The following is a 15,307-nucleotide window of genomic DNA, read 5'->3' as shown; positions in this document are numbered from 1 at the left end:
GGATTCGCGTTGCCGCGATTATTGATTCAATACCGCGTTAAAACGCTCGAAACCGCGCTCCAAATCAGCAATCAGATCGTCCGGAGATTCCAGGCCAACATGCAGTCGCAGTAGCGGCCCGGCGAAGTCCTTCTTGGCGACCGTACGCAGCGAGTTGATGTTTTCATTGGCAAGGATCAAACTCTCGAAGCCCCCCCAGGAGTACCCCATGCTAAAGTGCTCCATGCCATCTAGCAGCGCTGTCAGTGCCTCGGTATTCCCGCGGTTTAACACAACAGAAAACAAGCCATTGCAGCCTTTGAAATCACGCTTGTAAAACTCGTGGCCCTCGCAACTTTCAAATGCCGGGTGACGGACATGGTCAACTTCTTCACGTCCCGCCAGCCACTGCGCGACTTTGATGCTGTTTTGCTCATGCTGTTTCAGGCGAACCCCTAGGGTACGAAGACCCCGCATCGCCAGGTAGACATCGTCCGGAGAGGTGCACTGACCGAGCAGGTAGCTGTTTTCACGCAGTTGATCCCAACAACGCTCATTAGCTACTGCGGTTCCCAGCATGACATCGGAATGGCCGACAATGTACTTGGTTGCCGCTTGAATCGAGATATCCACGCCGTGTTCAAATGGTTGGAAATTAATCGGAGAGGCCCAGGTATTATCCAGCATCACGACCAAATCATGCTCATGGGCAATGCGTGCCAAGGTCGGAACATCTTGGACCTCCATGGTAATCGAGCACGGTGACTCGAGGAAAAGTACCGTGGTATTGGGTTTGATCAGATCACGGATCCCTTCACCAATCAGTGGATCGTAATAGGTGGTTTCCACTCCCATCTTATCAAGCATTTTGTCACAAAAATCACGGGTCGGCTCATAGACACCATCAACCATCAAAATATGATCGCCCGCTTTTACAAACGACAGAATTGCGCTGGTGATTGCTGCGGTCCCGCACGGATAGAGTGCACAACCGACACCACCTTCCAACTCGACCATGGCATCTTGAAATGCAAAGTGGGTATTGGTACCTCGTCGGCCATAGAATAGGGTTTTGTTGGTACGGTGAGCCGCTGCGTGCTTCATCTGCTCAACCGATTCGAACACAATGGTCGATGCCCGGCTAACTGGCGGGTTGACCAGTGACTGTGTCCATTGCTCAGAGCGTCCTGCGGTAACGATCTTGGTCTCTAGTGATTTTTTTCCCATCTCGCGTCTTTTCCTTTCAATCTTGGCGCTAGTCTCCATTCATTTGACGTTACCATAGTTCCAGCTTGTTGGGTACAAGTGGCTTGCCAGGAAATAAGCAACAGAAATGACAGTAAAAAAGGGCCCGAAGGCCCTTGTCGAATATTCAATGACGGCTTGTTACGGCTCTTGTGAAACCGGCTCCAGCTTGTAGTGTGACGCATTGAGTTTAAACAACTCTGGCAGCGCGGTGCCGACCGAGACCGAAGACCAGGTGCCCGTCAAAATACCGATGAACATCGCAATGGCAAACCCTTCCAGCGCCCCACCTCCCAATAGCCACAGAGAGCCGACAGTCAGCAGTGTCGTACCCGACGTGATCATGGTGCGGGAAATCGTCGCCGCTATCGCTTCGTTATTGATGTCTTCAATCGGCTTGTCCGGTTTTGACATCAACAACTCTCGGATACGGTCGGCAATGATAATCGAGTCATTTAACGAGTAACCCAAAATAGCCAAAACAGCGGCCAGCACCGTCAGGTTGAACTCCATCTGGGTCAGGGCGAAGAAGCCCAGGACGAAAATAACGTCATGCGCCAGGGCAAACACCGAACCCGACGCCAGGCGCCACTCGAAGCGATAACTCAGGTAGCCAAGGATACACAGTATTGCAATCAGCAGAGCCAGGCCGCCCTGCTCCGCCAACTCTTGCCCAACCTGCGGGCCAACAATACTGGTATTTAGCACCTGAAGCTGCGCATCAAGACTGTGCATTGCGGCGGAAACATCCGGCGCTTCGCCTTGCTCGGGAATGGCATAACGCAAGACCCAGCGTCCCGGCTCGCCGGCCGCGATGACACTGATATCCTGACCCAGCTCGGTATCAAGCTGCTGGTTGATTTCGTGGCTGGTTAGCGCACTGTTCGTTTGGATTTCCGTGACGATACCACCGGTGAAATCCAACCCCCAGTTCAGGCCTTTAACCGAAATAGCGACCAAAGAGCCAATCAGCAAAATAATCGAGACGACACTCGTGAAGTGGCGCCATTTTGTTGCATTTTTCATAGTAATCAACATATTAAATTCGCACCTCACGTCGAGCATCACGACCCCATACCAGATTAATAATGGCGCGGGAAGCAAAAATACCGGTAAACATACTGGTCAACAGGCCGAGCCCCAGAGTCAGGGCAAAGCCTTGAATCGGGCCATTACCGATGGCGTATAGCACAACGGCAGTGATCATCGTGGTGAAGTTGGCATCGAAAATAGTGCTAAAAGCACTGCTGAAACCACGGTCTATGGCCTGGGCCAGGCTACGGCCCTCCCTGAGCTTGTCGCGAATACGCTCGAAAATAAGTACGTTGGTATCAACCGCCATACCGACGGTCAGCACCAGACCAGCGATACCCGGCAACGTCAACACGGCTCCGGGGATCATGGCGAGCAGACCAAACAGCATCACCATATTGAAGATCAGCGCAACATTCGCTACCCAGCCCAGGCGTCGGTACCACAGTGCCATGAAAATCAAGGTCAGGCCCATGCCCAGTGCCAGTGCCGCAAAACCATTCTCAATATTCTCCGCCCCTAGAGTTGGGCCGATAGTTCGCTCTTCAACAATGGTAACAGGAGCAGTCAGCGAGCCGGCACGCAGCAGCAATGCCAATTGCTGAGCGTCCTGGATAGAGCCTGCACCGGTGATACGGAAGCGGTTACCCAGTTGGCTCTGGATGGTCGCGACACTGATGATCTTGCTTTCCTGTACCGCATTGCCCTCGCTATCGCGGCTGTATTCACTGAACGCGGTCGCCATTGGCTTGCCGATGTTCTGACGCGAAAAGTCAGACATGATCTTGCCGCCAGCGCTGTCGAGGTTGATGTTCACCTCGGCCATACCCATTTCGCCAAAGCTGGCACGGGCATCGACGATATGATCACCGCTCAGGATTGGCTTGCGTGCTACGCGTACCGGATTGCCGTGTTCATCATTGATTGTCATCGTACTGCCGCTGCCCAGTTCACGGACCGGGTAGAAAGCCAAGCTGGCGGTCGCACCGATAACACTTTTTGCCGCAGCCGGGTCTTGAACCCCCGGCAGCTCAATGCGGATACGGTTTTCCCCCTGACGCTGAACCAAGGCTTCAGTGATCCCCAACTCTTCAATACGGCTACGCATCGTTTGCAAGTTTTGCTGAACGGTTAGGTTTCTGAGCTGAGTTTGCTCATCAGCTTTCAAGGCGAGTTTCACACCATGGCCCGACTCGTTGGTCACTTGCCATTGAGGGTAGTTTTGACGGATGAACTGACGAACTTTGCCATTGGCCTCACTGTTTGGAAGGCGCACAAGCAAGGTATCCGAAGCGACCGATTCGATGCGGGTATTACGGATCCCCTGCTGGCGAAACTCCTGGCGCAGCTCATCTTGCAACAGTTCAGCCTGGGCCTGGTAGACTTGGTTCATATCCACATCTAGCAAGAACTGCACGCCGCCGCGAAGGTCGAGGCCGAGCTTGATCGGCGCAAAGCCCATGCTCTGCAACCATACCGGCGCAGCCGGGGTCATAGCCAAGGTCAGCTGCGAATCGCTGTTAGGCCCCATTGCCTCGGCCAGCACAGTACGGGCAGCTGTCTGCTGAGATTCATCGGCAAGCACCACCAAGGTGTTATCGGATTGCTGGTCGATACGCTTAACCGCAATGTCATGCTGCTTCAAGGTGTGTTGCAGTTGAACAACATCAGGTACCGGCACTCCTTTGGCCGAAACCTCTACGGCAGCATCTTCGCCGTACCAGGTCGGAATAGCGCTTAGCATCATCACAACCAATGTGACAATTAGGACAACATACTTCCAAGCGGGGTAATGGTTGATTAACCGCTGAGGGGCTTTTTTTCTCATATTCTATACCACTGGTTTGCTTGCCCATCTCATTGAAATGAGCAGCGCCTGTTTTCCGAAAATTGGATAACAGTATCAATTACCGCCCCTGCCCATTCTCACGGCAATACTCAGCAATTAAGCACTGGCATTGATGGAGTGCTAACAGGCAAGGTTCAACATTCCTGGCCACTAACAGGCCAGATTAGATCGATGGCGGACTACGCCATTGGCAAGCGATGGTGGTAAACGGTATAGATGAGGTTGGACTCCTTCCAACCGGAGATCCGGCCCGAAGGAGGAGTGGTATTCAGCATCCAATCCAAAGACGGCAGCATGTCGACCTGGTAGCCCTTAACAAAACTGGGGACCGGCTCGACAGGCAGTTCAATAGCCAGTTGATAGGCCGGCTCAATCTCTTCTGGGTCGTGACGAAGCAAGTTGGCAAATCGGCTGGATGCCGCGATTGCAAGATCTAAACTACGGCTGTGATTGGAGTGCTGGTTGTCATTGGAATGGGAATGACCGAAATTATGTCCTGCCTCAGTCAAATCACCCTGATCCATCTTAAATAAAGCAGAGAGATCAGTTTGAGAAACCTTTGACGGCGAGGACTGGAGCTGTGCAGACTGAGGCCCGTCGAGCAGGCTTTCTAATCCGCTAGCAGCATCGGAAAGCAGCGATGGAGTTTGCTCATCGGGCTGCTGCAAACGGATACCGTGGGCGGTGGCAAAAAAACGGTCAAAAGATGCCGATTGCGCCAACTGCTTAGAAAACGCCATTGGCAGATAGTCACTGGACGTACTATCGACACCATGGCCCACACTATGATCCTGTGCTGGAGTATAGCTTGATACAGGCATGGCTGAGCCTGCATGGCTAGGCCATACAAATCCCAAACATACTATCAGCATCAAAGTTCTCAGCACAGAAGCCAGCATAAATCAGCCATTATCAGAATAACTTTGCGCATAATAGGGCTACCGCTAGTGAACCACAAGAAAAGATTGCGCTTGCCCACATTTTTTTAGTTATTTTTTGACAGCCCCAATTGTGCTATATCTCGTGGTTATTCAATAATATTCTGTTCTTTCATCGAGATACAGACGTTACAATACAACACTGTTCATCATCACCGTTACGGTACAACGGTCATCATAAGGGAAGCAAATTCATGACATCACACAAAATCGCATTTATTGGACTGGGCACCATGGGCTTCCCGATGGCTGGACACCTTGCCAATGCTGGCCACCATGTAACCGTTTTTAACCGCACCACTGCCAAGGCCGAAAAATGGGTTGAAACCTACGCCGGCAGCTATGCATTAACACCTGCAGCCGCGGCCGAAGGGGCCGATTTTGTCTTTACCTGCGTCGGCAACGATGATGATTTACGCCAAGTATATTGTGGCGAAGATGGCATCCTGGCTTCAGCAAAGCCTGGCGCCATTCTTATCGACAACACGACCGCCTCTGCTGAGGTCGCCAAAGAAATTGCCGAGCAGGCCCAAGGTTGCCAGCTCAGCTTCCTTGATGCACCGGTTTCCGGGGGAGAGGCCGGTGCCGTAAATGGCTGCCTGACGGTGATGGTGGGCGGGGATAGCAAGGTGTTTGAACTAGCCAAGCCGGTAATAGACTGTTTTGCCAAAGCCGCAACCCTGATGGGCGGGGTCGGCTATGGTCAAATCACCAAGATGGCTAACCAACTCTGTATTGCAGGGATTCTGCAGGGCCTATCCGAGGCTATTACCTTGGCGAAAGCAGCAGGACTGGATATCGCCCAGATGACCGAAGTCCTCAAGCATGGTGCGGCCGGGTCATGGCAGCTTGAAAACCGCGCTCAAACCATGGCTGAAGATAAATTTGACTTCGGCTTTGCCATCGACTGGATGCGAAAAGATCTGGGCATTTGCTTTGACGCTGCCGAGAAACTCGGTATTGATCTCCCCCTTGCCAAGCAAGTCGACCAAGAGTATGCCGAACTACAACAGCGTGGCTTCAACCGCGCGGATACTTCGGTGCTTATCAAACAATTTGATAAGTAAATGGCCCGTTTGGGTAGCGCATCTTGCTGTTGCCACCCGATAAGTCACAGCAGGGCTGATTGACCTTAAAGGAGCCTACGGGGAGAAGACTCATGTCAATGACCTCCTCGTACGCTCCTTCCGGTAGCCTAGTACCCCATTTAAGCCACTAGCAAAAACTCACCCCGCCATCCCTCTCAACAACGCTCTGGCCGCCACTTAGAACAAACCAAGATCCTCGATAAGATCTTCTCCCTTTTGCACAAGCCCCTGCCATACTTATACAAATCTCCTTTCATCTTCATCTAATTAAGGAGTCGCCTTGATCACGTTCTTACTCAATCAGGAGTTGCGCGAGGAAAAGCGGTTATCGCCAAATATGACAGTGCTCAATTACCTACGCACTTGTGTCAACAGAACCGGCACCAAGGAAGGCTGCGGATCGGGCAATTGCGGAACCTGCACCGTAGTACTGGCCGAGTTAACCGGTGATGACCAGTTGCTCTACCGTGCCGTCAACGCCTGCACGGTATTTGTCTCGGCGCTGCATGGCAAGCAGTTGATCACCGTCGAAGCGTTAAAAGACCAGGACGGAGCCCTCCACCCCGTCCAGCAGGCACTGGTAGATTGCCATGGCTCACAATGCGGTTTTTGCACGCCTGGAATCGTCATGTCAGTGTTTTCACTTATCAAGAACACTTCCCAGCCAAGCCGCCAGCAGGCTATCGAGGCGCTATCGGGCAACCTTTGCCGCTGCACTGGGTACCAACCCATCCTCAATGCCGCCCTGTCGCTGGCGCAAAGCCAAACGATCAAGGATCAATTTAGTGAGCAGGAGCAATCCACTATCGCCAAGCTCACCAGCCTCCGCCATGAGCCGGGTTATCTGTCGGTCGAGAGCCTAAGCTGCGATATTCCCTCGACAACCGATGCACTGGCCAAACTACTGGAGGACAAACCGCAGGCCCGACTCATTGCCGGTAGCACCGATATGGCAATGGAAGTGACCCAGCAACATAACAAGATTGATGCCCTTATCGACATCAGCCACGTATCAGAGATGAAAACCATCACTGAAGATGACGATAGGCTGATCATCGGCGCCAACGTACCGCTCAGCGACTGCCGTGATCGCCTCAAACAATACTACCCGGACTTCGGCGATCTGCTCGGTCGCTTTGCCTCACAGCAGATCCGCAACCAGGCAACCCTTGGCGGCAATATCGCCACCGCTTCACCGATCGGTGACAGCTTACCGCTGTTAATAGCCCTCAATGCCTGCCTCAACCTGCGTCAGGGCAGCACGACTCGTCACCTCCCACTTGAACAAACTTTTACTGGATATCGGCAAACCGCTCTGCAGCCTTCCGAGTTTATCGAAAGTATTAGCATACCCAAGCCAGGAGATTTGATTTTCCATTGCTACAAGGTCTCAAAGCGCCTCAACGACGACATTTCAACTGTCTGTGCCGGCTTCAATATCGGCATTGCCAATGGGGTGGTCACCTCCGCGCGGATCGCATACGGCGGCATGGCCGAGATACCCAAGCGAGCGGCACACTGCGAACAGCACCTGCTGGGCAGCCCGTGGGACAAAAGCACCATCGAAGGCGCGATGCTCGCCCTGGACTCAGATTTCACGCCTTTATCGGATTTCAGGGCCAGCGCGCGCTATCGTCGCCAGATAGCCGCCAACCTGCTTTACCGATTTTTCATCGAACAGCAAAACGGTCAAATCGACACTAGGGTGACCACTTATGGCTAATCAAAACCGTCCTGCCAACACCGATGTATCGAAAGCAGGGTCTGACTTACACTCGGGGATTGGCCATAGCCTCCAACACGAAAGTGCAAGGAAACATGCCACCGGCGAAGCCGTCTTTGTTGATGACCGCCTCGACCTGCAGGATCAGCTCCACCTCTATGCCCGGCTGAGCCCCCACGCCCACGCCAGGATCGCCGCACTGGATGTCCGCCCGTGCTATGAGTTCGACGGCGTTGCACTCGCGGTCACCAGCAAGGATATTCCAGGCGAGATAGATATCGGTACCATCTTTCCCGGAGACCCGCTGCTTGCCGACGCCGTAGTGGAATATATCGGCCAGCCAGTGCTGATCGTGGCCGCCGATGCGCCGGAGACCGCCTACCGGGCCGCACAAGCGGCTATCATCGAATATGAGGAATTACCGGCAACACTCGGCATCAAGCAAGCGCTGGAAAAAAAGCAATTAGTCTGCGACAAACGTTGGCAACGCAGGGGCGACGCCAAGGCCGCCCTCGCCAGGGCCCGCCATAAAATCGAGGGGGAAATCAATATTGGAGGCCAAGAACACTTCTATATGGAACCCCAGGCCAGCCAAGCTGTGCCGACAGAAGACGGCGGCATGACCGTCTATGCGTCGACCCAAAACCCGAGTGATGTCCAGCGACAAGTCGCCAAGGTCCTCGGCACCCAGATGTGCAATGTCGTGGTCGATACCCGCCGCATTGGCGGTGGCTTTGGCGGGAAAGAAACCCAGGCCGCAGGACCGGCCTGTATGGCGGCGGTTGTCTCCCACCTCACCGGGCGTCCGGCCAAAATCTGCCTCTACCGCCAAGAAGATATGCTGATGACCGGCAAGCGCCACCCCTTCTACAACCGCTACACTGTCGGCTTTGACGACAGCGGCGTCATAGAGGGAATAGAACTTACCCTAGCCAGCAACTGCGGCTATTCACCCGATCTCTCGGCCGCCATCATGGACCGGGCCATGTTCCACAGTGACAATGCCTATTACCTTGGTGATGTCACTATTGATGGCTATTGCTGCCGGACCAATATTGCCTCCAATACCGCCTGCCGTGGCTTCGGGGCGCCTCAGGCCATGGTGACCATAGAAACTGTCATGGACCAAATCGCCAGCTACCTCGGCAAAGATCCGCTCGAAGTTCGCAAGCGTAACTTCTATCAAGACGATAACGGACACAACACAACCCACTACTATCAACCCGTTCGGCATAACCTTCTGCATGCTGTTACCGAGCAACTCGAAACCAGCAGCAACTACCATGCTCGACGCCAGGCTATCGCAGAGTTCAACCGGAACAGTCCGATCCTGAAGAGAGGGCTGGCAATCACTCCGATAAAATTTGGAATCTCCTTCACCGCCTCTTTCCTCAACCAAGCTGGCGCCCTGATCCACCTCTATACGGACGGCAGTATTCATCTCAATCATGGCGGTACAGAAATGGGACAGGGGCTAAATACAAAAATCGCCCAAGTCGTAGCAGAGGAATTCCAGGTCGATATCGCCCAGATCCAAATCAGTGCCACCCGAACCGATAAGGTCCCCAACACCTCGGCGACAGCCGCTTCTTCCGGTGCCGACTTAAATGGCAAAGCGGCGCAAAATGCCGCCAGAACCCTCAAGCAGCGGCTGATCACCTTTGCAAGTGAGCACTTCCACACTCATGAACAGAAAATCGCCTTTCGCAACGGCGCCGTCCACATTGGAGAAAACGTTTTACCATTCAAAGAGTTTATCGAACTGGCTTACCTCAACCAGATCGCGTTATCAAGTACGGGGTTCTACCGCACACCAGAGGTCCACTACGACGAAAGCCAGGCTCGCGGCCGCCCCTTCTTCTACTATGTCTTCGGGGCAGCCTGCAGCGAAGTTATCGTCGATACCCTCACTGGCGAGTATAAAGTCCTGAGGGTTGATATCTGCCATGATGTCGGCTCATCATTGAACCCGGCTATCGACAGAGGTCAGATCGAAGGCGGCTTTATCCAAGGAATGGGATGGTTAACGACCGAGGAGCTCATCTGGGACGACAAAGGCAAGCTGATAACGGATGGCCCATCCAACTACAAGATCCCGACGATTGCCGATATCCCTAGCGACTTTCGTGTCAGCCTGCTGGAAAACAACCACAACCCAGAGCAGACCATCTTTCACTCCAAGGCCGTCGGAGAGCCCCCGTTCATGCTGGCAATTTCAGTAGTGGGGGCACTAAAACACGCTATTTCATCGACCTCGGAGAGCGGTACTCTTCCCGAACTTGACACACCGGTCACCTCGGAGCGGGTACTCCGGGCAATCAGCCAACTGCAAGCCAGCAACCAAAACTCAACAACAGCAAACAACGCCAGCCCGACAAAGAGCTCCCAATAGTGCAGCGGAGGACAGGTGAAAACAAAAGTGCGCAGCAAACCAGCAGGTTGTTTCTATGAGTGGCGATAACTGGATCCATGAACTGGCCCGCCTTGATGAACTGGGTGAACCCTGCGTGATGGTCACCGTACTGGATGAGCAAGGCTCGGTGCCGCGCACTGCCGGAACAAAAATGCTGGTGACCCGCGATGAAGTCTTTGCCACCATCGGAGGCGGCCACCTGGAGTATAAAGCCGTTGAGATAGCCCGAGAGATGCTGCTTGCCGGAAATTCCCAGCTCAAGACCGAACGCTTCCCCCTCAGCGCTCGGCTCGGCCAGTGCTGCGGGGGAATAGCCACGCTTTGCTTCGAGCCCATTGTACAGCACCACTACCATCTCGCGCTGTTCGGTGCCGGCCACGTCGCAAAAGCGGTCGTGAATACCCTCTCCTCACTGCCCTTTGAGATCAGTTGGATCGACCAGCGTGAGTCAATCTTTCCGGCTCGACTTCCATCCAGGGTTACAAAGATCATCAGTGATGACCCGGTCGCGGAAGTCAGGGCGCTCCCTGCAGGCAGCTATTATCTGGTGATGACCCACAGCCACCAGCTTGATCTCATGCTGGCACAAGCCATTCTCCGGCGTCAGGATATTGCTTATTTTGGCTTGATAGGCTCTGACACCAAATGCAAAAGGTTCTGCTACCAGCTAAGCCAGCGAGGCTTTAGCCAACATGACATCAACCGGATGATCTGTCCTGTTGGGCTGAGTGAAGTTGGGGGGAAACATCCGGCAGAGATTGCAATATCCATTGCCGCCCAGCTCATTGCCAACTACCAGGCCAGCCAACCCCACCAGATAAACAAGCAAGAATGAAACTACTCTATACCCTCAACCAGCGCCCCCCTCTGGGGCTGTCGCTGATACTGGCTATCCAGCACTTGCTAGCCTCCATCGGCGGCATTGTGACCGTACCTCTGGTCGTCGGCACCGCCGTCGGACTCCCCCCGGCGGAAGTGGTTGCCCTGATCAATGCTTCGCTGTTTGTTTCTGGCGTCGCGACCATTATCCAGTGCATCGGTATCGGTCCTGTCGGGATCCGCTTACCGGTTGTTATGGGGTCTAGTTTTGCCTTTCTGGGGGTTGCCATTGCCATCGGCAAGGAAGAAGGGATCGCCAGCATTATGGGCGCAGCACTTGTCGGATCGCTGCTGGTCATTGCCGCCAGCTTTTATATGGACAAAATTCGTCGGCTCTTTCCATCGGTGGTAAGCGGCGTAGTGGTCACTCTCATCGGGCTGACCATCTTGCCTGTTGCTATCAAATGGATAAGCGGTACTGCAGAGGACAGCGCTGAGTTTGCCTCCTTGGGCAAGCTGCTATTGGCGGCTCTCTCACTGGCCATTGTGGTTTTGGTCACTGTCTTCGGAAGGGGAAGCTTGGCCGCTGCCGCCATTTTCTTCGGACTTGCTGGCGGCTACCTCCTTGCTCTTGGGCTGGGAATGGTCGAACTGCACCACGTCACACAGGCCTCTTGGTTCGGCCGGCCAGTTCCCCTGAAGTACGGCCTGCATTTTTCATGGGGCGCAATCTTAAGCATGAGTCTGGTATACATCGTTGTGATTGCGGAAGCCACCGGTGACTTCATTGCGCTAGGCCGAAACTGCCACACGGAAATCTCTGGTGACGATCTCAAACGCGGCTTACTCGGGGACGGCCTTGGCAGCAGCCTTGCCGCCTTACTCACCGCCATGCCTCTCGCCTCTTTTAGCCAAAATGTCGGGATTGTCAGTATTACCGGCGTTGCCAGCCGGTTTGTCGTGGCAATGACTGGCGGACTGCTAATCCTCTCCAGCCTTTTCCCCAAATTTGCCGCCCTTGCAGTCACCATTCCCAAACCAGTGATTGGCGGTGTTGGCTTGGTGATGTTTGGGATGATCGCGTATACCGGGATCCGAATCCTAAGCAAAGCCCAAGACACCAAACGCAATGCACTGATAGTCTGTATTGGCCTGGCCTCGGGTTTGGCCGTTATCTTTGAGCCGCGGCTGCTGCACCAGTTACCCGATGAACTGGCAACGTTTTTTCACTCAGGCATTGCCACCGGCACTATCGTCACGGTCATATTGAATGCGGTTTTACCGCAATCCGATACGGAAGGGTGATTTGCACACGAGGCAATTAATTCCACGAAAACATCACAAAAATATCAAATTAACCGAAACAGGCAATACTATTGAAATGAAAAAGGGATAAGAGCAGACACCCCATTATCCCCTTAAGGTATTAATATAATATCAACTTAAAGCTTGATATCCACTGCAAGATAAAACGAATCGAGCTGTGACATATTTCGGTCTTTCCAATCATCCCAGGTATCAATGACACGATACCCCATTTCCATGCTGTACTTATCGTTAATTTGATATTGCACACCGGTTTGAGCCCCGAGGCTCCAATCATTACCCGCATCCTTGAATACGGCATAACCCGCACTACCACCAATAAACCAGTTCCACTTTTGATTATCTGAAATACTTACCAAATAATCATACGAAGCAAATATATTTGAATCCTTGGAGTCCGTCGCATAAGCATAAGTACCTGTCAATCGATGCTTATCGTTAATAACCGTACCCACACGCAGGTTAGGTTCAAACTGATGGCCTCCGTTGTACATCACACCATCACTTACCCCCACCCCCACAAAAGTCTCATATTCAGCGGCGGAAACAGCGCCAGACAGCAAGACTGCAGATGCCATGATTAGACCTAATGATTTCATTGCGTACCTCTTTAGTAAAAAACAGTGTTCAAAATGTAATTACAAGGTACGAGCAAAAAGCCATTAATCATAGTAAAAAGTGTTTAATTCACATTAATTAAAACATAATCAAAATAACAAAAAAAAATCTAATAAACCCGAATTAAGGCATCATTGCTAGACAACCATAGTAAAAAACCATGAACCAAAAACATCTCAAACATTTTAGATGAAGAATTATTCACAACTTAAATATGCTTAATATTTTTATAATTGTTGCTAGATTCACATTTCGACTTCTTTCTGCTTTTCATAAAGAATTAATGAAGTAAATTATTTCCATATTGAACCAAAGGATATCAAATAATCATGAGATAAAAATGATTAGAACTTATGCCCGCTTGTCGAAAGATCGACCTTTCATCCATGTAATTAATGTAACTGTGACGATTCTGGTATTTGTTTTCTGCTGTTACCAACTGTTAGCGAATGAACGCATTACTTTTAGCCTAGGCTTTATCTACGTTGCCTTCATGGTCACCCTGTTCAGCAAAGCTTTCGCTTACCGTCAAAAGTACTTATGCCATGAATAACTATCAAACAACGCAAGTTGTAATACCCCATACAACAAAGCCGCCCATTTGGGCGGCTTGGTTGGATTAGCTATGGCTGTAAGGTTAATTACAGGCTGATAAAGATACCAGCCAACGCCGCACTCATCAGGTTAGCCAGTGTCGCAGCCAGTACAGCTTTAATACCTAGGCTTGCCACATCACCGCGACGCTCAGGGGCCATCACGCCAATAGAGCCAATCTGGATAGCGATTGAACCAATGTTAGCGAAGCCACACAGAGCAAACGTGATAATCACCTGGCTATGCTGTGAAAGAGTCTCTTTAATGCTGACGAAGTCTAGGAAGGCAACAAACTCGTTCAGGATCATTTTCTGACCGATGAACGCGCCAGCCTGTAGCATTTCAGAAGCAGGAACGCCGATCACAAAGGCCAACGGCGAGAATAGGTAACCAAGAACACCCTGCAGCGTCAGGCTTTCGAAACCAACCCAAGAACCTACCATTTCAAGGCCGGCATTCGCCATCGCAATCACACTGACAAAAGCAATCAGCATAGTACCGATAGCCACCGCGACTTTCATACCGTTCATGGCACCTGCAGCTAGCGCATCAATCGCATTGCTGTGATCACTTTTCGCCATTTCAATATCAGTTTGCTCAACGGCAACGCTTTGCTCTGGAACCAGCAGTTTAGCCATCATCAAGCTGCCCGGCGCAGCCATAAAGCTCGCGGCAATTAGATACTTAAGCTCAACACCAAGACCCGCGTAACCGCCCAATACGCTACCGGCAACCGACGCCATACCACCAGTCATGACGGCGAACAGTTCTGAACGAGTCATTTGCGGTAGGAACGGTTTCACCAACAGCGGCGATTCACCCTGCGACAGGAAAATATTACCCGTGGCAACCAGTGATTCGGCACGGCTTGTACCCAGCGCACGCTGAATACCACCACCAATCACTTTGATGATCCATTGCATCACACCGAGGTAGTAAAGAAGGGAGATAAGAGCACTAATGAAGATAACAAGAGGAAGGACGCGAATAGCAAAGATAAAACCGGAAGTAGCTAGATCACCAAACAGGAACTTGATCCCTTCATCGGCAAAACCCAATACGCTAGCAACACCACTACTCATTGCCCCCAGCATCTTTTGCCCAACGGGAATATACAAGACCAAGGCAGCAAAGCTGGCCTGTAACAACAACGCCCCACCAACCGTGCGCCAGTTGATTGCTTTACGGTTTTCAGATAGCGCGTACGCGCACAATACCAGTACCAAGATACCGGCCAAACTAATTAACAACTGCATTATTTCGTCCTGTTGCTTTGACTATGTGTTGGGAAATCGAAAAATGAAGGTGTTACTGCCTGCAATACCAATGGGGACATCGCCTTCGGGGAGAAAGCTGAACAGGAAGGTCCTGAGCAAAAGAGCCCAGAAAATGTGGAATTGTCCGTCCATTTGTAAAACATACAAGTCACCTAATTAACAAGCTAAGTAATGCCGGTCCAACTCCGTGGGTCATTCACATGTCCATGGTGACAGCTTGTAACTAAGGTGGCTGAGCCTCTATGGCTCTGGCCGGAAGCGGAGTATATAGAGATATAGATCACATTAACAACCCAAAAGGGTGATTTTTTCGTGATCTGTGTTTAATTGGGCAAAGATTCAGCAAATGTAAGAAAAGATTTCCAGATGTCAATCTTAAGCAAAAAAAAGCAATCGTTTACTATTT

The 15,307-nt window shown here is 51.8% G+C and carries 11 protein-coding genes and 1 pseudogene; 6 read left to right on the top strand and 6 right to left on the bottom strand.

The window, feature by feature from the left end; all coding sequences use genetic code 11:
• Positions 1-18 precede the first annotated feature (18 nt).
• From C9J03_RS13490 to C9J03_RS13475, 4 genes are all read right to left on the bottom strand, one after another.
• Positions 19-1,206: a cystathionine beta-lyase gene (locus C9J03_RS13490; protein ID WP_044621458.1), complete on the bottom strand. Its 1,188-nt coding sequence runs from the start codon at positions 1,204-1,206 to the stop codon at positions 19-21.
• 159 nt (positions 1,207-1,365) lie between these two features.
• On the bottom strand, positions 1,366-2,262 hold the full coding sequence (gene secF, locus C9J03_RS13485; protein WP_044621459.1) for a protein translocase subunit SecF: 897 nt from the start codon (positions 2,260-2,262) through the stop codon (positions 1,366-1,368).
• A gap of 1 nt (position 2,263) precedes the next feature.
• Positions 2,264-4,084, bottom strand: a complete 1,821-nt coding sequence (gene secD / locus C9J03_RS13480; protein ID WP_044621460.1) for a protein translocase subunit SecD — start codon at positions 4,082-4,084, stop codon at positions 2,264-2,266.
• Positions 4,085-4,284: 200 nt separating this feature from the next.
• On the bottom strand, positions 4,285-4,926 hold the full coding sequence (locus C9J03_RS13475) for a hypothetical protein (protein WP_146149083.1): 642 nt from the start codon (positions 4,924-4,926) through the stop codon (positions 4,285-4,287).
• Between the two features lie 311 nt (positions 4,927-5,237).
• Here C9J03_RS13475 and C9J03_RS13470 point away from each other — a divergent pair, with 311 nt between their 5' ends.
• From C9J03_RS13470 to C9J03_RS13450, 5 genes and pseudogenes are all read left to right on the top strand, one after another.
• Positions 5,238-6,110 carry an NAD(P)-dependent oxidoreductase gene (locus C9J03_RS13470; protein WP_044621461.1) on the top strand — a complete coding sequence of 291 codons (873 nt, stop codon included), beginning with the start codon at positions 5,238-5,240 and terminating at the stop codon, positions 6,108-6,110.
• A 301-nt stretch (positions 6,111-6,411) separates the two neighbouring features.
• Positions 6,412-7,854, top strand: coding sequence for a xanthine dehydrogenase small subunit (gene xdhA / locus C9J03_RS13465; protein ID WP_044621462.1), 1,443 nt, complete (start codon positions 6,412-6,414; stop codon positions 7,852-7,854).
• Entirely contained in the window at positions 7,847-10,246 is a 2,400-nt protein-coding gene (gene xdhB, locus C9J03_RS13460; protein WP_044621463.1) for a xanthine dehydrogenase molybdopterin binding subunit, read from the top strand. The genes xdhA and xdhB overlap by 8 nt, the downstream gene beginning before the upstream one ends.
• Before the next feature lie 55 nt (positions 10,247-10,301).
• Complete coding sequence (gene xdhC / locus C9J03_RS13455) at positions 10,302-11,102, top strand: xanthine dehydrogenase accessory protein XdhC (protein WP_044621464.1); 801 nt, start codon at positions 10,302-10,304, stop codon at positions 11,100-11,102.
• Positions 11,099-12,376 (top strand): annotated as a pseudogene (locus tag C9J03_RS13450) (nucleobase:cation symporter-2 family protein); the annotation flags it as partial. The gene xdhC and the pseudogene C9J03_RS13450, both read left to right, overlap by 4 nt.
• Before the next feature lie 152 nt (positions 12,377-12,528).
• Here the strand turns inward: C9J03_RS13450 and C9J03_RS13445 are convergent.
• Entirely contained in the window at positions 12,529-13,011 is a 483-nt protein-coding gene (locus tag C9J03_RS13445) for an outer membrane beta-barrel protein (RefSeq protein WP_044621465.1), read from the bottom strand.
• Between the two features lie 359 nt (positions 13,012-13,370).
• On the opposite strand from C9J03_RS13445, the gene C9J03_RS13440 reads away from it, so the two are divergent.
• Positions 13,371-13,583 (top strand): hypothetical protein, encoded by a 213-nt coding sequence (locus tag C9J03_RS13440; RefSeq protein WP_044621466.1) that lies wholly within the window; start codon positions 13,371-13,373, stop codon positions 13,581-13,583.
• Between the two features lie 88 nt (positions 13,584-13,671).
• Here the strand turns inward: C9J03_RS13440 and C9J03_RS13435 are convergent, their stop codons facing one another.
• On the bottom strand, positions 13,672-14,880 hold the full coding sequence (locus C9J03_RS13435; protein ID WP_039461861.1) for a NupC/NupG family nucleoside CNT transporter: 1,209 nt from the start codon (positions 14,878-14,880) through the stop codon (positions 13,672-13,674).
• Between the last annotated feature and the right edge of the window lie 427 nt (positions 14,881-15,307).

The sequence above is a fragment of the Photobacterium gaetbulicola genome, assembly GCF_003025515.1.
GTDB lineage: Bacteria > Pseudomonadota > Gammaproteobacteria > Enterobacterales > Vibrionaceae > Photobacterium > Photobacterium gaetbulicola.
The sequence above is the reverse complement of the archived record's forward strand: the minus strand, read 5'-3'. Positions and strand labels throughout refer to the sequence as shown.